At 45.8% G+C, this 20,069-nt stretch carries 13 protein-coding genes and 1 tRNA gene; 6 read left to right on the forward strand and 8 right to left on the reverse strand.

All coding sequences use genetic code 11. The features are described from left to right. Positions 1–23: 23 nt before the first annotated feature. Positions 24–1,796: a RagB/SusD family nutrient uptake outer membrane protein gene (locus tag AC5WJX_RS12430; protein WP_494484759.1), complete on the forward strand. Its 1,773-nt coding sequence runs from the start codon at positions 24–26 to the stop codon at positions 1,794–1,796. A 30-nt stretch (positions 1,797–1,826) separates the two neighbouring features. Then, positions 1,827–2,669: an endonuclease/exonuclease/phosphatase family protein gene (locus AC5WJX_RS12435; protein WP_494484760.1), complete on the forward strand. Its 843-nt coding sequence runs from the start codon at positions 1,827–1,829 to the stop codon at positions 2,667–2,669. A 68-nt stretch (positions 2,670–2,737) separates the two neighbouring features. Here the strand turns inward: AC5WJX_RS12435 and AC5WJX_RS12440 are convergent, their stop codons facing one another. From AC5WJX_RS12440 to AC5WJX_RS12455, 4 genes are all read right to left on the reverse strand, one after another. Then, complete coding sequence (locus tag AC5WJX_RS12440) at positions 2,738–4,717, reverse strand: M1 family metallopeptidase (RefSeq protein ID WP_440428100.1); 1,980 nt, start codon at positions 4,715–4,717, stop codon at positions 2,738–2,740. A gap of 5 nt (positions 4,718–4,722) precedes the next feature. Further along, the gene (locus AC5WJX_RS12445; RefSeq protein ID WP_494484761.1) at positions 4,723–5,448 is read right to left on the reverse strand and encodes a peptidase associated/transthyretin-like domain-containing protein; all 726 of its coding nucleotides are present in this window, start codon (positions 5,446–5,448) and stop codon (positions 4,723–4,725) included. Between the two features lie 66 nt (positions 5,449–5,514). Beyond that, entirely contained in the window at positions 5,515–5,865 is a 351-nt protein-coding gene (locus AC5WJX_RS12450; RefSeq protein ID WP_494484762.1) for an ArsC family reductase, read from the reverse strand. Positions 5,866–5,870: 5 nt separating this feature from the next. Next, complete coding sequence (locus AC5WJX_RS12455) at positions 5,871–8,324, reverse strand: outer membrane beta-barrel family protein (RefSeq protein WP_494484763.1); 2,454 nt, start codon at positions 8,322–8,324, stop codon at positions 5,871–5,873. Positions 8,325–8,481: 157 nt separating this feature from the next. On the opposite strand from AC5WJX_RS12455, the gene AC5WJX_RS12460 reads away from it, so the two are divergent. From AC5WJX_RS12460 to AC5WJX_RS12470, 3 genes are read left to right on the forward strand one after another with little or no spacing between them, the layout of a single operon-like run. Continuing rightward, positions 8,482–11,928, forward strand: a complete 3,447-nt coding sequence (locus AC5WJX_RS12460) for a response regulator (RefSeq protein WP_494484764.1) — start codon at positions 8,482–8,484, stop codon at positions 11,926–11,928. A 12-nt stretch (positions 11,929–11,940) separates the two neighbouring features. After that, positions 11,941–12,756 (forward strand): CheR family methyltransferase, encoded by an 816-nt coding sequence (locus AC5WJX_RS12465; protein WP_494484765.1) that lies wholly within the window; start codon positions 11,941–11,943, stop codon positions 12,754–12,756. Positions 12,757–12,771: 15 nt separating this feature from the next. Continuing rightward, positions 12,772–14,364 carry a response regulator gene (locus tag AC5WJX_RS12470; protein ID WP_494484766.1) on the forward strand — a complete coding sequence of 531 codons (1,593 nt, stop codon included), beginning with the start codon at positions 12,772–12,774 and terminating at the stop codon, positions 14,362–14,364. Between the two features lie 2 nt (positions 14,365–14,366). Here AC5WJX_RS12470 and pth read toward each other — a convergent pair whose 3' ends face one another. The 4 genes from pth to AC5WJX_RS12490 form a co-directional block, all read right to left on the reverse strand. Next, entirely contained in the window at positions 14,367–14,927 is a 561-nt protein-coding gene (gene pth / locus AC5WJX_RS12475; protein ID WP_440428107.1) for an aminoacyl-tRNA hydrolase, read from the reverse strand. A gap of 94 nt (positions 14,928–15,021) precedes the next feature. Then, positions 15,022–15,600 (reverse strand): 50S ribosomal protein L25/general stress protein Ctc, encoded by a 579-nt coding sequence (locus AC5WJX_RS12480; protein WP_494484767.1) that lies wholly within the window; start codon positions 15,598–15,600, stop codon positions 15,022–15,024. Between the two features lie 64 nt (positions 15,601–15,664). Then, on the reverse strand, positions 15,665–16,606 hold the full coding sequence (locus AC5WJX_RS12485) for a ribose-phosphate pyrophosphokinase (protein ID WP_494484768.1): 942 nt from the start codon (positions 16,604–16,606) through the stop codon (positions 15,665–15,667). 70 nt (positions 16,607–16,676) lie between these two features. Continuing rightward, positions 16,677–16,747 (reverse strand) — tRNA-Gln (locus AC5WJX_RS12490). 225 nt (positions 16,748–16,972) lie between these two features. Between AC5WJX_RS12490 and AC5WJX_RS12495 the strand changes: the two genes are divergently transcribed. Next, on the forward strand, positions 16,973–19,999 hold the full coding sequence (locus AC5WJX_RS12495) for a glycosyltransferase family 117 protein (protein ID WP_494484769.1): 3,027 nt from the start codon (positions 16,973–16,975) through the stop codon (positions 19,997–19,999). Positions 20,000–20,069: the final 70 nt, after the last annotated feature.

Raw genomic sequence — 20,069 nt, forward strand, 5'->3', positions numbered from 1 at the left:
ACAAGCATATAAAAAATATTAATATGAAGAAGTTCTTATTTTGTCTTATACCCGTAGTGATTGGCTTTGCCGGGTGTAAGAAACTAGATCAGACACCAGAAGATACCGCAACCAGAGAGGCAGTGTTCAGCAATGAAAAAGGTCTTGAGCTTTACACCAATTCCTTTTATAACATCCTGCCTAATGCTTCTGACGCCCATAAAGGTGATGCCATGGCTGATTACTCTGCCAGAAGTCAGGCGCCGGAGTTTCTTGTTGAAGGTGCTTATGGGCCCCGTCAAAGTAGCGGATGGACCTGGACCAACCTTAGGAACATCAACTACTTCCTGGAGAACAATAACGACCCTAAAGTAGCACCAGCAGTAAGGCAGCAATATACTGCACTTGCAAGGTTCTTCAGGGCCTATTTCTATTACGATAAGGTTCGCCGCTTTGGTGATGTGCCATGGATCAACAAAACCTTCACCGTTGATGATCCAACACTTTTCAACGGCCGCGACAAACGTTCCCTGGTTATGGATTCGGTACTGGCGGACATCAATTACGCTTGTGAAAACATCAGCAGAACGAACGATAATAGCCGCTCGCTGATCACCAAATATGTCGCTTTTGGACTCAAATCGAGAATAGCATTATACGAAGGCACCTACCGCAAATACCACACAGAAGCAGGGCTTGCGGGTTCCGCAGATCAGTGGCTACAGGAAGCGGCAAATGCCGCGGAGCAGGTGATGTCAGACGGCGGATTTACGTTGAATACTGCTGGGGGCACAGATCTTGCCTATCGGAACCTGTTTATCAGCACGGCTCCTGTTGCCACAGAAGTGATGCTTGCGGCAGTTACCGATGCTAACCTTGCTGTTTACAATGATGCGAACTGGTGGTGGACCAGCGCGACCTACGGTTCCCGGGTAAGTTTGGTGCGTACCTTCGTAAACACCTACCTGAATATCGATGGTACACCATTCACCAGCAGGCTTGGATATCAAACCCTGGAATTCAAAGATGAGGTAAAGAACAGGGACAAACGTCTACAGCAAACCATCAGAATGGGCGACTACAAACGGATCAACGGCGGAACGCCTGAGCCTGCACCGCCGGTTTTCTCCTACACCTACACCGGTTACCAGCCGATCAAATTTGTGCTGGACGATGTGCGCTATGATGGCGGTGGACAAAACATCAACTCCATTCCTTTGATGCGTTATGCGGAGATCCTGTTAAACTATGCAGAAGCGAAAGCCGAGCTGGGCACCTTCAGCGATGCGGACTGGACCAGAACCATTGGTGCGTTACGCCAGCGTGCGGGTATCACCGGTGGCTTGAGCACCAAACCAACGGTTGCAGATCCTTACCTGCAGGCAAATTACTTCCCTGAAATCTCAGACCCAGCTTTGCTGGAAATCAGAAGAGAGCGCGGCATTGAACTTTCTTTTGAAGGCTTACGCTTTGACGATATTGTGAGATGGAAAAAGGGCGATCTGATGACCAAGGTTTGGAATGGCTTCTACGTGCCTGCATTGGATGTACCAATGGATCTTAACGAAGATGGTATCATGGATGTTGCCTTCTACCAGGTGATGCCTGCGAACCGGGTACCGGGTGTTAACTACATCAACGTTGCGCCAACGCTGAATGGCGGACCAAATCCACAGCGTTTGTCTAACAACACCTCCGGTGAATTAACCTGGTTAACCACAACACCACGTGTGTTCACAGATAAAAACTACCTTTATCCTATCCCGGAAACCGACCGATTGTTCAATCCGGCATTGGGTCAAAACCCGGGATGGTAAATCATTAATCATAAACCTGAATTATAAATAATGAAAATTAAACACTTATTAACCGCAGCCTTGCTCATTTGCATCAGCTGCGGTGCTTATGCCCAGACTTACATCTTCGGAAGCTTCAACGTACGCAATGACAACCGTGGTGACGTGGGCAACCTTTGGGAGGACCGCAGGGAATTTGCGGCGAACGTAATGCGCTTCCACCAGTTTGACGTTTTTGGAACCCAGGAGGGCAAGAAAAACCAAATTGATGACCTCAGCAATTCACTGCCGGAATATGCAAATCATGGTGCAGGCCGCGATGACGGTAAATCCGGTGGCGAACACTCTTCCATCTTTTACAAAAAAGACAAGTTTAAGCTTTTGAGCAAAGGTGATTTCTGGTTATCTGAAACTCCCGACAAACCAGGGCTTGGCTGGGATGCCACCTGCTGTAATCGTATCGCGAGCTGGGTGCAGCTGCAGGATGTTAAAACCGGTAAAAAGTTCTTTTTCTTCAATGCACACTTCGACCACCAGGGCAAGATTGCCCGCGTGGAAAGCAGCAAGCTGATGATCAAAAAGATCAAGGAAATTGCAGGTAATGCACCGGCCGTATTTACTGGCGACTTAAACGGTGACCACCAGAGTGAATGGTACCTGGAGCTGAAAAACTCGGGTTTTTTAAATGACACTTACAACCAGGTAGAAAAACCTTATGTAAACAACGCCTCTTTTAATGGCTGGGGCAAACAGCTGGATAATACTGGCGTTATTGACCACATCTTTGTAACTAAACATTTTACCGCTAAACGCTGGGGAATTCTTACGGATACCTACCGGGGTAAATTTGTATCAGACCACTTCCCTATTCTGGCGGAAGTTACGATGAAATAAGTAAACACAATAATGCAAAAAGGCTGCTATATGGTTTATAGCAGCCCTTTTTGCATTATAAATACCCCTTACTTTTTCCAGGTATTGTTTGCCGCGTTAACCTCCGGCAATTCATGATCCGGATCAATGGTAACCGCAACAACTTCTTCCGTTGTCGGGAAACGAACCGTCCAGCTGCTATTACGCATCCAGACATCCACTGGGATTCTAACGATATCTTTTTTACCGCTTGCTGTTTCTACGCCAAGAATAATTGGCATCGGTAATTTGCCAAGGTTATCAACAACAATGTCGTAACCTTCACGCGCACCAGCTTTATTCTTCGCTTCTTTTACGCCGCTGATCGCCTGATCCATGGTCCAGTCTTCCATAAACCAGCCTCTCCAGAACCAGGACAGATCTTCACCCGCAGCATTTTCCATAGAACGGAAGAAGTCTGTAGGTGTCGGATGTTTATAAGCCCAGTGTTTGATGTAGTTGCGGAAAGCATAATCAAAGCGTTGCTCACCAAGGATCTGCTTACGCAGGATCTCTAGTCCAATTGCCGGCTTGTAGTAAAGGTTGATACCAATGTTTGCTTCGCGCATGGCATCTGGTTCAAGCATCACAATCTCATTGGTTGGTCTGGCCATATACTTAGCTATACCCTGGTAATCCATGCGGCCTTTGTTGAACTCACCATTGTTAAACACGGTCTTGGAAATGTTATTGATAAAAGTATTGAATCCTTCATCCATCCAGCCATATTTACGCTCATTGCTACCCACAATCATCGGGAACCAGGTGTGTCCGAACTCATGGTCAATTACACCCCATGCGTCTTCACCTTTGGCTTCCCAGCCGCAAAAAACGATACCAGGATATTCCATACCACTGATGTTGGATGCAATGTTTACCGCCATCGGATATGGATATTCAAACCACTTCTCTGAATAGTGCTCAATACTGCCTTTCACGTATTCTGCGCCGCGTGCATACCCATCAGGGGTATTACTTTCTACAGGATGTGCTTCTACAGCGAAGGACTTCTTACCACTTGGCAAATTGATCCTTGCACCGGAAACCACAAAAGCTTTGGAAGATGCCCATGCAGCATCCCTGGTATTATTCATCCTGTATTTCCAGGTCAGCTTAGATTTGGAAGGTCTTGAAGCCGGGTTTAGCACATCAGCTTCGGAACGGATGATTACCGTTTTGTCGCTGTTCTTTGCTGCATTCCAGCGCTTAAGCTCTTCTGCCGTAAATACTTCCTGTGGATTTAACAGCTCACCAGAGCCTAAAACCACCTGATTAGCTGCTGCCGTAATGGAATAGGTAATGTCGCCATATTCCAGGTAAAACTCTCCTGCACCCCAGTAAGGTAACGTGTTCCACCCAGTCACGTCATCATAAACGCTCATCCTTGGAAACCACTGCGCAATACTGTAGATCTCTCCGTTTTTAGTGGTCAGGTGACCCAAACGGTCAGATCCATTCACCGGAATCGGAAAGGAATAATCCATTTTAATGGTGATCAGATCACCATTTGCAGCCATTGGCTGATCCAGTTGGATCTGCATTCTGGTGTCTTCGATCAGCGAGTTAAACTTAACCGCTTTCGCTTTCTGCGTCACACTCAGGTTAGTGATCTTGTAACCACCATCAATCTGCTCGCCACGGGCACCATAACGGCTACCTTTCGGGATTAAGGCGTTACCGCGCGACTGTTTGGAAAAAAGGTTTTGATCCAGCTGCAGCCAAAGGAAAGGCAGCTGATCCGGGCTGTTGTTTTTATAGGTGATCGTTACCGTACCGGTGATGTTGTGCGTCTGTTCATCCAGATTTGCGGTAATGTTGTAATCCGCACGGTTTTGCCAATATTTAGGTCCTGGATAGCCACTTGCAGAGCGGTACTCATTGCCGTTTGAAGTGTAGAACAATGGGCTGAATGCCTCATGTGAATTGTATTTGCTGGTCTGTGGACTAGCACTTTCCTGCGCCTGGAGGGTACTTCCAGCAGCGAGGAGACCAAGAAAAAGCAGAAGTGATTTACTGCAGTTTTTAATCATAATCGTTATTTAAATTTAGGTACTTTTCGTTGTGCAGGCGGCAATTTAAGCCATGCCTGGTATGCTTGTGCAATGTACAAAGTGTAATTGAAAGGTGCTTCACTTTTTACACGGTCTACACTGGGCTGATAAATGGAAAGAAAGGCCTTAAGTTCATCACCCTTAAGCTTAGTCACATTACCAACGGTGGTTTCATTGAAGTTAAGACGGATCTCATTTTCCACCCCCTCATTTTCTGTCAGACGTTGTTCTTTCTCCCGCTGGGCTTTCATTTTATCAAAGCCAAGATTAAGGATTACTCCTCCTGCACGGTCGTTGTTCTTCTTACCAGCCAGATCATCACCTTCGATACGTTTGGTTGGCTTAATACCGGCATTAATAGTCTCCAGTTCCAGGTAGGGTGATAACTTGGCACTTTGAATCCTTACCTCATTCAGATTGATGGAAGAATTTGGAAGATAGACGGCCACCGGACGCATACTGGTTAAATACAGCGTATCTGCATGATAACCTTTGAGCGTAAAGGTGAGCACATCACCCTGCTTGGCACTTAAGGAAAACTGACCCGCCGCAGCCGTTTTCACCACTTGCTTGTTGTTCAGGTTCTGCACTTCAACTTGTGCCAGCGGCAATTTATTCTCAAAATCATAAACACGGCCGCTTATGGAGGTTTGTGCAGCCAGCTTAAGTGGAAGCACAAATAGTGATAATAACAGAAGCTTTCTAATCATAGTGTGTTCCAACACAGCTTAGTCTGCATTGGTTTTAGCATAACAACAAACAACAGCGAGGGTTTATTATTTAAGTTTTTGGGGGTACAAATCTTCGTTGAAGCCAAGCAGTACCGGCTGTTCATCCAGTAAAATAACCGGGCGTTTGATGGCACTTGGTGTAGCCAGCATTACTTTAATGGCGGAGTTTTCATCTTTGACTGCCTGCTGCTGCGCAGGATCCAACTTACGCCAGGTAGTGCCTTTTTTATTCAGCACCTGCTCCCAACCAAACACAGCAGACCAGCTTTTCAGCTGGTCTGCGTTTACGCCTTCTTTCTTGAAGTCGTGGAATTCATATTCCAAATTATGATCCTTAAGCCAGGTGATGGCTTTCTTTACTGAATTACAATTCGGGATTCCGTATACTTTAATCATTTCTTTTAATTTGATCCTGAACCGCCACCCGATTTAACATCGTCGTTGCTGATTCCTCTTTTGTTCTTTTTAATAGATTCTTTTAGCTTACCAAAACGCCAGTTCAAACTCATGTTGAAACGTCTGTAATAGTTTTCGCTGTAGGTACGCTGGCTAAAGTTAGGACCTTCCACCTCATTTTCAAAGGGCTGGAATTTCTGGAAAGGATTACTTACACTGCCCGAGAAGGTTAATTTGTCTTTAATAATGTCCTTGCCTAAAGAAAGAGCAGTATTCCATCTTGACCTGGAGCTGCCTTGCAGGGTGATCCATGCACTGCTGTAAGAGAAATTACCACCCAATCGCCATCCTGATTTGAGCCTGTAGTTCAGGTACCCATACATGTATCCCGTTAAACCATCATTGCTAACGGTCTCATCATTTACAAAGCCTTCCAACCAGATGTAATTCATATTACCCCCCAATGAAAGATTTAGGGTCGGTAATATTGGATAGTTGATGTTAAAGTTCGTACCTAGCTTCCGGTCCTTACCGGTATTTACAAAAGTAGATCTGGTAATCTCCGTTTCAGGAATATAGCTACTCACACGCTGGATGGTGTTATTCGCAAACGAATAGTTTAGGCCTATATTGATCGAACCCTTTTTAAATTTACTGTAGTTTAACTCAAAGCTGTTATTTAAAACTGGTTCAAGATCCGGATTTCCACTAGACTCGAAGTTCGGCTGACGCTGTACAAAAGGGTTCAGCTGCCAGATACCTGGACGCTCGATACGCTGTGTATAGCCGAAATTCAGGCTACTCATATTTTTAAACTTCCTGTTTACCGAAACCGAGGGGATGATGTTAAAAAAGCTCTCATCCAGATTAGAAGACTGAGAAATGAAATCTGCGTCTATCGTCGTCAACTCCACCCTCAAGCCAGCTTTGAAGCCCCAGTTGCTCAGATTATACTGGTAAGAGTTGTAGATACCATACACATTCTGATTGTTATTAAAGTTGTTGGTTCTCGTTGAATCAACGACGTAATCGCCACTTGCATTTTGGCCCTGGTACTCGAACATACTGTTGTTATCACGAAGAATTGCCTTTAGCCCTCCTTCTATGTTCCACTTACCTACAGGATGCACGTAATCGGCCTGAATGGTTTGCTCCTTTTGTTCTTCATCATTAAACTGACTATAGTTGGGAAAGGTCTGCGCATCGTAGTTGATCCGGTCAAATATGTTGTAAGCGGATTCCGTGTTGCCACCGTAAGTGCTGGAGCGGTAGGACAAAGTAAGCAAGCGGTTCTTGTTGCTTCTAAAACCCTTTTGATAATTCACACTGAAGTCGTAACCATCACCTAGATTACCCGAGTTGCTGACAGAACGGTATGACTGGTAAGGATTGTTGGCCTGCAGCAAGGCTGAGGTAAGATTTGATGTTCCATCATAAGTATATCTATTGAACGACAGATCACCGGAAAGCAGATTCAAGGTGTCGATCTCATAGCTAAGCTCAACACTCATGTACCCCGAATTACCATCGTTACCGTTTGTCCCGTTCTGGTTCAAAGCAGTTGCGGGAATACCCAGTAAGGGATTGCCTGTGGTTGTTCTTTCACTGCGGAACATCGTTCCCGGATTCTCAAACTGGTTGAGCATACCAAAACCAGAAATACCCAGTTTACCTTGCTTAACTGTTAAGGAGCCAGATCCACCAGGTCCACCTGCCGGAAAGGAATGTCTGATGTTCAGGTTACCATTATAACCCGCGTCAATATTCTTCTTCGTAATGATGTTGATGATACCCGCCAAACCCTCACTGTCATACTTAGCCGGTGGTGTAGTGATCACCTCAATTTTTTCAATGTTTGCCGCAGGCATACTCTTGAACACATCAGAGGGATTACGTGCCACCAATGAGGAAGGCTTTCCATTGATCAGGATCTTGTAACTGCCACTTCCCTTAAGCTGAATGTTATCCTCCGCATCCACAGAAAGTAAAGGAATTTTCCGCATCATGTCCAACACAGTATTCACCTTACTCTCTGGATCCGCCTGAATGTCGTAGGTAATCCTATCGATATCCTGTTTGATGATCGGTCGGGCAGCGGTAACATTGACCTCCGCAAGGTTCTTGGCCGTACCGGAGATCTTGATCTTACCCAGGTCGTAGGTTTTCACATCTTTTACTACCACAGGAATTGACCTGGGGTTAAAACCCATGGCAACAATAACGAGGGTATAATTTCCCGGTGCAACCTTGTCGATCTGAAAAGAACCATCGCTCTTCGACAAAGCAGTTTTAATTGTCGCATTATCTTTTTTTAATGCGGCGGTAATGTAATCCTGGCCTTTATTGGAAGCCGAGTCGATGACAATACCTTTGATGGAGGAGGTTTCCGGTGAAACCTGGGCTTTAACATTGTAGAAACAGACACATGTTAGGAATAGCATGATAGAGAGCGCTCTCATTTAAAATGGTTTAAGTGGATGATAAGACGTAAAACTAATTTGTTAGTTACAAGTCTAAGGAAATTTTATTTCAACTATCTGTTAAATACTGTTAAATTTTTGTTCTCCTCTTTATATTAGTTACTATTGCGTAAAAATTCGTTTACATTCCTATAATATGCTTAATACTGCATTCAAAAGGCAGGTGCTGGTGGGCTTCACCATTACCCTGATCTTTGCACTCATCTCAGCTATTACCTCCTGTCTTAGTGTTTTGTCTACCAGAAAAAGCGATGCCTGGGAGAGTCATACCTATGAAGTCATCAACAAAATACAGGCACTTGACCTGAGGATCGTAACCGCCGAAACGGCCATGCGCGGTTACATGCTTACGGGGTCCGAAAAATTTCTGAATCCTTATCATCAGCATGCCTCGAAGATCATTCCGGCAGTCGACAGCCTGCGTGACCTGGTGTCAGACAACCTGAAGCAGTCCCGCAGCATGGACACACTTGCAGCAACTGTAAGGCTGAAAGTCGGTGCAATGCAAGCCAATCTTGATCTATACCGGGAAAAGCAAAAGATCACACCCGAACTTTTAGGCACCGCCGAAAAAGGCAGGATCTACAAGGAAAAGATTCTGGCAGATATCGAAAGGCTTGTTGCTGAAGAGCGCCGTTTATTGCAGGAGCGTGCTCAGGCATCTGAGATGAATTCCAAACGAACGATTGCCATTGTAATCGTGAGTTCTTTGACCATCTTCGGACTGGTACTCTATTTATTAACGCTCATCCGCAAGACCTTCGACTTCCAGAAGCGTGTTGAAGAGCAGGTAAAAGAACGTAATGAACGGCTTGCGCAGCTATCTTTCGACAACGAACAGAAGAACAAGCTTATGCAAGCCTTGCGAAAGGTTAACGAGCTGATGTTTGGCACTCAGGAGCTGGACAATCTGGCGAGTAATATCCTGCAAGAGGTATGCAGGTACACGAAAGCAACCGTAGGTTTGATGTATTTCAGCGATGAGAACCATGAACTGTCGATTAAAGCAAGTTTCGCAGCCCCAAATAACCACAGCAACCCTAAGATAAAGTTGGGTGAAGGGTTGGTGGGCCAGGCAGCAAAGGATGGTCAGCTGAGCATTATACGGAACCTGCCAGACCACTATCTGAAGGTTCGCTCTGGAATTGGCGAAAGCAAACCTACCCAGCTGTACCTGATTCCGGTTCGACACAATCAGGATACCATTGCCATATTCGAGTTAGGTTTTATCAATGAGCCTGATGAAGACAGCATGTTGTTTCTGGAAAGCCTGGCAGCGAGCATCGGCGTAGGCCTAAACAGTGCCATGTCTCAAGTGATGTTACGTCAGCTGTATGACAGACTGCAGGCCCAAAGGGAAGAACTGGAGAGTCAACAGGAAGAACTGCTTACCACTAATGAAGAGTTGGTTTACAAATCTGAACAGCTACAGGCCTCCGAGGAAGAGCTGAAGATCCAACAGGAAGAACTGCAACAGACAAATGCTGAACTGGAAGAAAAGGCCCAGCAGCTGGAAGAAAAGAACCTGGCCATCAACCAGGCCAAGGAAGCGGTGAGCATGAAAGCCGAGGAACTGGAAGCATCCAGCAGGTATAAATCAGAATTCCTGGCCAACATGAGCCATGAACTGCGTACACCACTAAACAGCATCTTGATCCTGGCAAGAATTCTGAAGGAGAATAAACCATCAAACCTTACTGAGGATCAGATCAAATATGCCGGCGTCATCCACAATGCAGGTGCAGATCTGCTAAACCTCATCAACGACATCCTGGATCTATCCAAAATAGAATCGGGTAAGGTTGAGCTGATCCAGGAAAACGTAAGCCCTGCCTCGGTTTGCCGGAACATGGAACTGTTATTTTCGGAAATTGCAAACTCTAAACACATCCACTTCAACACCACGATAGGTCCTGATGTTCCCGAAGCCTTTCAATCAGATGCTGGAAGGGTTGAACAGATCATCAAAAACCTACTCTCAAATGCCTTTAAATTTACACCCGAAGATGGCAGCATAAACCTGCAGGTAGAACTAGCTTCAGCTGCACAGGGCTTTTACTCGGCCAAACTGAGCGGCAGCGAGTCACCGATATTGGCTTTCTCCATCTCCGACACAGGCATTGGTATTCCCGATGAAAAACAGAAGTTGATCTTTGAAGCTTTCCAGCAGGCCGACGGCTCTACAAGCCGCAAGTACGGCGGCACCGGCCTGGGTTTATCCATCAGCAAGGAGCTTGCCGCCTTGTTGGGTGGCGAAATTCAGCTGTCGAGCGAAGCCGGTAAAGGAAGCCGCTTTACCCTTTACCTTCCAGCGCATGCAACCGCGGTTAGCAGCTCAAATAACGCAGCTGTAAACATCACGCAAATACAGGGCACACAGCCCGCACCAATGCATAGTAGCGCCCATACCCTGCTGATTGTTGAAGACGACCTGATGTTTGCAAAACTGCTGGAGCAATATGCCATCCAGAAAGGTTATCAACCCTTGCTCGCACATGATGGAAAAACAGCCTTAAGCATTGCCAGAGCCGAACTTCCACATGCCATCATACTCGATATCTTTCTTCCCGACACCGATGGCTGGGCAATTCTGAAAACCTTGAAAGCGGATTCGGTTACGCGCGACATCCCGGTACACATGATGTCTTCCGGCGAAAACAATCCCGATCGCGCTCAAAAGGAAGGTGCTATTGGATTCTTGAAAAAGCCTATTGAACGTACCGCCCTCAATGAGGCCTTTGAACTGCTGGAACATGCACAGCTCAATAACTTCAAGTCCGTGCTCATCATTGAGGACCAGGAACTGCAAAGCGAGATCGTGAAGGCACAATTAACTTCCAGAGGTATTGAAGTAAGTCAGGCTTTCGATGGTCAGCAGGCCATGGCCCTGCTGCAGCAGCAAAGTTTCGACTGCATCATCCTCGACCTTAACCTGCCGGATATCTCGGGTATGGAGCTGCTGGACAAGATCAAAAACATCCCCGAGCTGGCACACATCCCAGTGGTCATCAACACTGCTATGGAGTTGGATCAGGACAAGATGACAAAGATCATGAGGTATTCGGAAGCGATGGTACTGAAGTCTAATAAGTCTAACGAACGACTGATGGATGAAGTAAGTTTGTTCATCAACAAATTGCAGCAGCAAAGCAAAGCCACGGCCCCTGCAGAGCCCCCACGCAAACCGAAGCCTACAAACCAGGAAAAAGTATTAAAAGGAAAAACCATTCTCATCACAGATGATGACATGCGCAATATCTTTGCACTGTCAACAGCCCTGCACGAGTATGACATGGAAATCGTGATCGCCAACAATGGTCGAGAAGCCATTGAAAAGCTGTCCTCCACACCGCATATTGACCTGATCCTAATGGATATTATGATGCCGGAGATGGACGGCTATGAAGCCATAGGCAGGATCCGGAAAGATGAGCATTACGGTAAAACGCCGATCATTGCGCTAACGGCTAAGGCGATGAAAAACGACAGGCAGAAATGTCTGGATGCAGGTGCAAGCGATTACATCTCCAAACCTGTGGATATTGATAAGTTGCTGTCATTGATGAGGGTTTGGCTTAGCTAAAGAATACATTATATGCCTACAAACATCTCCTTTGAAGAAATGGACCATCTGGTTCAGCTGATCAGAAATGTACATGGTTTTGATTTTAGCAACTATTCATCTGCCTCCCTAAAAAGACGGGTAGCACGTATTGCCCAGCTGCAGAACCTAAGCCTTTTTGAGCTTAAAAACCTGCTTACCAATAACGCGGATTATTTTGAACATTTCCTCACGGAAATTACCGTGAACGTTACCGAGATGTTCAGAGACCCCGAATTCTTTCAGGCACTCAAAAGTCATGTCATCCCCTACCTCAGGTCTTACCAGCACATCAAAGTATGGAATGCCGGCTGCTCCAGCGGCGAAGAGCTGTATTCATTTGCCATCACCTTCGAGGAAGAAGGGCTGTATCAACGCTCCTTCATGTATGGCACAGACATCAATGCCCTCGTCATAGACCAGGCAAGGAACGGTCAATACCCGCTGAAGCTGATGAAGCTCTACGCCGAAAATTATCAGCAGGCTGCTGGTATAAGAACCCTCGAAGACTACTATCAGAGCAGCCATGGAACGGCCTGTATCATCCCTGCGCTAAAACAAAGAACCTTATTTTCCATTCATAACCTGGTGTCCGACGGTGTATTCAATGAGTTCCATCTCATCTCCTGCCGTAACGTTTTGATCTACTTCAATCCGGTGCTGCAGGAAAAAGTCCTTCAGTTATTTTACGACAGTTTGGCTAATTTTGGCTTTCTTTGCTTAGGAAGTAAGGAAAGTCTGAAAGGTAATGTGGCCAGGCGCTTTAAGGTCATTGACAGAAAAAACAACATCTATCAGAAAATCACATAAGGGACCAGATGGAACATGGAGAAGATTAACATATTAATTGTTGATGACAGGCCAGAAAATATCATCGCACTTGAAGCGCTCCTAGAGCGCGATGATATCAACATACTAACAACAACACGTCCTAACGATGCACTACGCATTGCCTGGGAAAACGATATTGCTATAGCACTTGTAGACGTGCAAATGCCGGAAATGGATGGCTTCGAACTGGTAAAGCTCCTCAAGAGCAATCCTAAAACGAAAGACATCCTGGTCATCTTCGTCACTGCCATTTCCACAGATACCGAGTTTGCCCTTCAGGGTTATCAATCAGGTGCCGTAGATTACCTGTTCAAACCCCTTAACCCCTTTGTAACTGCTGCCAAAGTGGATGCTTTCATCCGCTTTACCCGGACCCAGCGGGACCTGAAGAACAAGAACCAGGAACTGCTGGAGTACCAGGACGAGCTGATCAAGGCCAAAGAACTTGCTGAGCAAGGAAAGCGCATCAAGGAGAACTTCCTTGCCAACATGAGCCACGAGATCCGTACCCCCATCAACGGCATCATTGGCATCACCAGGCTGTTGCAGCTCACGGAACTGGACCAGGAGCAGAAAGAAATGGTCAGCCTGCTGGATGTAAGTTCAAATGCATTGCTGGGTGTGATCAACGACATCCTTGATCTCTCCAAGATTGAATCCGGCAAGTTTAAGATCGTCCGCGTGGCCACCCAGGTGCGTGCAATCTGTAATGACGTGGTGAATATCCTGAAGATTAAGGCGAAGGACAAGGGCATTTCGCTCCTGCTGGAGATCGGCGATGACGTACCTGATACCGTGATTGCGGATTCTTTGCGGCTAAACCAAATTCTGATGAACCTGGTCAGCAATGCCATTAAATTCACCATTGAAGGCAGCGTAACCTTGAAAGTGACCAGCGAAGAGCGGACAGAGACGGAGTGCCTTTTAAAGTTTTCCGTGATAGATACTGGCATCGGCATCGCGAAAGAGAACATCGACAAGATCTTCGAAACTTTTGAACAGGCAGAGGATTCTACAACCTTAAAGTACGGTGGCACGGGCTTAGGCCTCTCCATTGTAAAACAACTTGCTGCACTGAAAAATGGCGTGTTGGAAGTAACCAGTGAAGAATTTAAAGGTAGTACCTTCAGCTTCAGCAACCGATATGAACTGCCCGAAGTTAAGATCAGTCCGGTCGTTGTGCCTGCAGCCAATGATTTAAAAGCATTAGAGGGCTTAAAGATCCTGGTGGCAGAAGATAATGCCATTAACCAGTTCCTGATCCTGCGGATCCTGAAATCATGGAAAATACAAGCCGATGTCGTAGAGAATGGACAGGAGGCTTTAGATCGCCTGGCAGCTGAGGATTACAATATGATCCTGATGGACACCTTTATGCCGGTACTGAATGGTCTGGAAGCCATAAAGCTCATCCGCCAGGGCGCTGTTCCGGGAAAGGAAAATACACCGATAATCACCTTCTCTGCAGCGGTAATGGAAACCGACCGCCAGATTGCGATTGAGGCGGGTGCCAACGACATCCTGAGCAAGCCTTTCGATGTTAAATTGCTGCACAGCAAAATAGCCAGTTTATGTATGGTCTATTAAGATCAGGAATTAAAAGCGGTCATGGTCTTTGCCGGGCCAACCGTTACAAAGCTCTTGATCAACTCGACACTCTTGTCGATCAACGCGGGTAATTCCAGCTGTTCATCCTTGTCGAAGGGCGCCAGCACATAATCTGCCTGCCGGCCTTTCGGATAATTATCGCTGATGCCGAACCGTAACCGCGGGTATTGCTGCCCACCACAAAGTGCTTCGATGCTTTTCAGTCCGTTATGGCCTGCACTGCTGCCCTGCAACTTCAGGCGGAGTTTCCCTAATGGTAAAGCCAGATCATCCACCAGCACCAATACGTTTTCCAAAGGGATCTTTAGTTCCTGCATGTAGTAGTTCACTGCTTTGCCGCTGAGGTTCATATAGGTGGTAGGCTTTATCACGTGCAGTTTACGGCCTTTAAAGGAAACCTCCGAGTAGTAGGCCAGGCGAATGTTCTTAAAGCTGCCTTCCAGCGACTTCACCAGCTCATCTGCGATATCAAAACCAATATTGTGACGGGTGTGGGCATATTCGGGCCCGATGTTTCCTAAACCTACGATCAAGTATTTCATGCAGCGCAAATATAGGGCTTAGGATTTAGCTGCGGGAAAGCGGGCACAAAAAAAGGCCGCACAATGGCGGCCTTTTCCTTGCAAAGCATAAAGCTTATTTTTTACCAGCTTGTTGTTCAGCTTGTTTTAAAGCTCTTGACATACCTACAGATACGATAGTATCTTCAGGAGTGTTGGTGATTACGTAATCGCCTTTAGCAATATCACGTACACGGAACAAGTTACCAACTTCTAATTTAGCAATGCTTACTTCTACCACTTGTGGCATGTTTGCAGGCAAGGCTTTAACACGAAGTTTACGTAATTTTTGAACCAGTTTACCACCCATTTTAACACCTGGAGAAGTTCCGGTTAATTTAACAGGGATCTCCATAAGGATTTCTTTATCGTCAAACAACTGTAGAAAATCTACGTGTAATAAAAGGTCAGTTAGTGGGTGAAATTGAAGCTCTTTAATGATCGCTTTATTTTTAGTACCATTAATGTCAATTTCTAAGAAGTTTGCTTCTGGTGTGTAGATAGCTTCCTTTAAATCAGTTGCAACTACAGCAAAATGGATTTGCTCTTGACCACCATACAATACTGCAGGAACCTTGCCTTCATAGCGAAGCTCTTTAGCATCGCGTTTCCCTACGTTCTCTCTTGGAGAACCGCTAATTGCGATTGTTTTCATTTTATTGATTTTGATTAATTTGAAGCGTCCTACCCAATGTACTGGCTTCGGTTATTTATTATTGTTATACTTTAAATAAGTCACTGATAGAGCCATGCTCATTTACATTCGCAATGGCCTTGGCAAATAAGTCAGCAGTACTCAATACCCTGATCTTTTCGCTTTCCCTTTTCAAAGGAATGGTATCGGTCACGATCAGCTCCGTCAAAGCCGAATGCTCAATCGTTTCGTATGCCTTGCCTGATAAAACCGGATGGGTACATACTGCTCTTACACTTTTAGCACCTTTTTCCATGATCAAGCCGGCTGCTTTTGATAACGTGCCTGCGGTATCACAAACATCATCAATCAAAACCACATCCATCCCTTTAACATCACCAATAATCGACATGGACTCGATCTCGTTCGCACGTTTACGTCGCTTATCACAAATCACTACCTCTGCATTAAAGAACTTGGCGAAGGTACGTGCACGGTAAGAACCACCCATATCTGGCGATGCAATGATCAAATCACTAAGACCTAAACTTTTGATGTAAGGCACAAAAATTACCGAGGCATCCAGGTGATCTACAGGTACGTCAAAAAACGCCTGTATCTGGGCCGCGTGTAAGTCCATGGTCATGATCCTGCTGATGCCCGCTGCCTGTAACAGGTTCGCAACCAGTTTAGCACCAATGGCTACCCGTGGTTTATCTTTACGATCCTGTCTAGAGAAACCATAATAAGGAACAATTGCGGTTATATAATGCGCAGATGCACGCTTAGCGGCATCGATCATTAACAGCAGTTCCATAAGGTTATCGTTTGGCTGACAAGTGGACTGGATTAGAAATACATCACATCCACGAACAGTTTCATCATAAGAAGGCTGGAATTCCCCGTCACTGAATCGGCTTAGTGTAACGTTACCAAGAGGTTTGCCGTAACTGGCGGCAATTTTGTGAGCTAATGCTTTACTGCCGGTTCCGGCAAAGAGTTTAACTGGGTTAAATTGCAATGGCATGATTGGCGGGTATCAATGCTGGTTAAAAAAAATCGGATTGCGGGTTTATTCGCAATCCGAATATGTTTTGTTGCCCGACCAGGATTCGAACCTAGACAAACGGTACCAAAAACCGTCGTACTACCTTTATACTATCGGGCAATCTCCGTCAAAGGGTTGCTTTGAATTGGGATTGCAAATCTACGCACATTTTTTAATTCTGCAAATCTTCCTCTAAAAAAATTGAAAATAATTTCTCCCCTACCAGGTAACGTGCTGAGCGCGAGTTAAAAATTGTTAAAGTGTTTTTTTCTTCTACCCTATTCTCAATCTTTATCTTTAATTTCGGCAGCATTTATATGCCCAAAACCTATACCCAATTTAAAAATGAAGTATAATAAAATAAACAACTTAACCGGCTGGATATGCTTTTTAGTTGCTGCTTTAACCTACATCCTGACGCTTGAACCCAATGTTAGCTTCTGGGATTGCGGCGAATTCATCGCTTCTGCATTCAAAATGCAAGTCGTACACCAGCCTGGTGCCCCGCTATTCCTTATGATCGAACGCTTCTTTTCCATATTCGCTTTCGGCGATGTGACTAAAGTCGCGTATTTCATGAACCTGGGTTCTGCCATTGCCAGTGCAGCGACCATCCTGTTCCTGTTCTGGACCATCACCGCTTTGGCCAAGAAAATGCTGGTAAAGGCGGATGAGGAGATCAGCACTTCCAAAATGATCAGCATCATGGGTGCCGGCGTTGTGGGTGCACTAGCTTATACCTTCTCCGACAGCTTCTGGTTCTCGGCAGTAGAGGCTGAAGTATATGCACTATCCTCCTTGTTTACTGCTATTGTATTCTGGGGTATCCTTAAATGGGAAGCACATGCAGAGGAGCCGCAATCAGACCGCTGGTTGCTGTTCATCGCCTATATCATGGGACTTTCCATTGGTATTCACTTACTGAACTTATTAACTATCCCGGCAATCGCCTTCGTATATTACTTCAAGAAAACACCTAATCCAACTACTGGTGGCGTGTTCAAGACCTTCATTGTTGGGGTGTTGATCCTTGCCGTTGTGCAGTATGGCATTATCCAGTACCTGATCTCTTTCGGTGCTTATTTCGACCTTTTCTTTGTAAATACACTCGGCCTTGGCTTCGGTTCAGGCGTGCTTTTCTTCGCATTGCTGTTAATCGGAGGATTGGTATACGGTATCCGTTACTCCATCAAACACCGTAAACGCGTGCTGAACCTTGCACTGCTTTCTACCGCGCTGATCATCTTTGGTTATGGCTCTTACGCCATGATCGTGATTCGCGCCAAAGCAGATCCAAACCTGAACAACAGTGACCCGGACAATGCTTTTGCGCTACTTGGATACCTGAACCGGGAGCAATACGGCGACCGTCCATTGCTTTTCGGACCTAACTATAACTCCCAACGAGTTGCGGTAAAAGAAGGTAAAAACCTATACCGCAAAGGCGCAGATAAGTATGAAGTTGCCGGTAAAAAGACCGACTACGAATACGACAGAACTACACCTTTCCCTCGTATGTACAGTGACGATCCACGTCACGTAGAGTACTACAAAGACATGACCGGACTGGATGAAAGCCAGTTCCCTACCCTGTTCGACAACATCAGCTTCCTGTTCAAGTACCAGATCGGGAACATGTATATGCGTTACTTCATGTGGAACTTTGTCGGCCGCCAAAATGATGACCAGGGTCAGGGTAGCCTTTACGAAGGTCAGTGGTTAAGTGGTATTAAACCTGTTGATGCCATCCTTCTGGGCAACCAGAGCAACCTGCCACCGAGCATTGTAGACAGCAAATCTTACAACAGATTCTTCTTTTTACCATTGATCATCGGTGTGCTGGGTGCAGTGTGGCATTTCAAACGCAACCAGAAAGATGCAGGTATTGTTGCCTTGCTGTTTTTCTTTACGGGTCTTGCCATCGTATTATATCTAAATCAGAAGCCATTAGAGCCGCGTGAGCGTGATTACGCCTACGCAGGGTCCTTCTATGCCTTCGCCATATGGATCGGCTTTGGTGTGCTTGCTATCCGCGAATGGCTGGCGAAAAAAGTTACCCCAAAGAATGCCGCTATTGGTGCAACGGTATTATCACTATTCGCAGCGCCGATCATTATGGCTGCGCAAGGCTGGGATGACCATGACCGTTCAACCAAAATGGTTGCCCACGATATCGCGGTAGATTACCTGGAATCCTGTGCGCCGAACGCCATCCTGTTCACCTACGGTGATAATGATACTTATCCGCTGTGGTATGCACAGGAAGTGGAAGGTATCCGTCCGGATATCCGCCTGGTGAACCTGAGTCTATTCGATACCGACTGGTACATCAACGGTATGAAGCGTAAGATGAACGAATCTGAGCCACTGCCAATTACCATGAAGGAGTCTCAGTACGTGCAAGGTGTTCGTGATGTGATGTATTACCAGGATTATAAGATTGCAGGTTCTGTGGAGCTGAAAAGCATCCTTGAAGTATTGCTGTCTGATAACGACGAGGACAAGATCCAGGTTACTGAAACCACCAAGGAGAACTTCATCCCGACTAAGAACTTCCACATCACCATCAACCCGGAAGATGTACTGAAAACCGGAACCGTGAGTCCTGCGGATGCCAATAAAATTGCACCAATCATGCAGTGGACCTTCAACAAAGGTTACGTAACCAAGGGTACACTGGCCATGTTTGATATCCTGGCACACAACAACTGGAAAAGACCTATTTACTTCGCCAGCACGGTACCTTCAGAACAATACAACGGACTGGACAATTACCTGTACAACGAAGGCCTGGCATTACGTTTATTGCCACTAACACCGGATACAGCTGCCAGCAGAACCGAGCAACTGAATGCGCCGGTATTGTACAACAACGTGATGAACAAATTTAAGTGGGGTAACATCAAACACGCTAAATATCTTGATCCGCAGTCCGCAGATGATATCTCGATCTTCGCGAACGTTTGGAACAACACCGTAACTGGTATGCTGAAAGAAGGTAAAGTTGCTGAAGCTAAAAAAGCCGCTAACAAATACCTGGAAGTGATGCCAGACAAGTTCTACGGCATGCGCTCAATGATGGGAACTTACTTCATGGCAGAGAACTTCTACATGCTGGGTGAAACCGCAAAAGCCAATGAAATTGTAACCCGCTGCGCGGATTATATCCAGAAAGAGCTAACCTACCTTGCAGATGTTTCTGAAAGCAAAAACAGGCTTGTGGGGATGCAAAATGTGCGCTTAGGCATGTCCTTCCTGAACCAGATGGCAAATACCACCGCACAGTACAAACAAATGCCAGTGGCAGAGAAAATCAACAATCAATTTAAAGCGCTTGAAGCACGCTTCGGCCCTTACCTCGGTCAGGAATAATAGATCATATTTTAGAAATGCAGTCCCGCCAGTGTTACTGGCGGGACTTTTTTTTGTCCCTTGTTTTGGC

It is taken from the genome of Pedobacter sp. NEAU-ZC8, from assembly GCF_059278965.1.